The following is a 791-nucleotide window of genomic DNA, read 5'->3' as shown; positions in this document are numbered from 1 at the left end:
GGCGACGGTCAAGGGCACCGGCGTCGGTGGCCGCATCCGCAAGCAGGACGTCCTCGCCGCCGCCGAGGCGCTCAAGGCCGCCGCTGCCGCCCCGGCCGCGCCCGCCGCAGCCCCGAAGGCCGCTGCCGTCGAGCCGTCCCCGCTGCGCGGCCAGACGGTCAAGATGACCCGCATGCGCAAGGTCATCGGCGACAACATGATGAAGGCGCTGCACGAGCAGGCCCAGCTGACCTCCGTGCTCGAGGTGGACGTCACCAAGATCATGCGGCTGCGCGCCAAGGCGAAGGAGAGCTTCGCGCAGCGCGAGGGCGTCAAGCTCTCGCCGATGCCGTTCTTCGTCAAGGCCGCCGCCCAGGCGCTGAAGGCCCACCCGGTCGTCAACGCCCGGATCAACGAGGCCGAGGGCACCATCACCTACTTCGACACCGAGAACATCGGTATCGCGGTGGACTCCGAGAAGGGTCTGATGACCCCGGTCATCAAGGGCGCCGGCGACCTCAACATCGCCGGTATCGCCAAGAAGACCGCGGAGCTGGCCGGCAAGGTCCGGGGCAACAAGATCACCCCGGACGAGCTGTCCGGCGCGACCTTCACGATCAGCAACACCGGCTCGCGCGGTGCGCTGTTCGACACGGTCATCGTGCCCCCGAACCAGGCGGCCCTTCTGGGCATCGGTGCGACCGTCAAGCGCCCGGTGGTCATCGACCACCCGGAGCTCGGCGAGACCATCGCCGTCCGCGACATGACGTACCTGTCGCTCTCCTACGACCACCGCCTGGTGGACGGCGCCG

At 69.5% G+C, this 791-nt stretch carries 1 protein-coding gene; it reads left to right on the top strand.

Annotation, left to right across the window (positions count from 1 at the left end; genetic code table 11):
* Positions 1–791, top strand: a 791-nt coding sequence (locus ACTWP8_RS38195) for a 2-oxo acid dehydrogenase subunit E2 (RefSeq protein WP_443326644.1), incomplete at both ends; no start/stop codon positions are given.

This window comes from Streptomyces sp. 7N604 (genome assembly GCF_052245475.1).
In the GTDB taxonomy this organism is placed as follows: Bacteria; Actinomycetota; Actinomycetes; order Streptomycetales; family Streptomycetaceae; genus Streptomyces.
The sequence above is the reverse complement of the archived record's forward strand: the minus strand, read 5'-3'. Positions and strand labels throughout refer to the sequence as shown.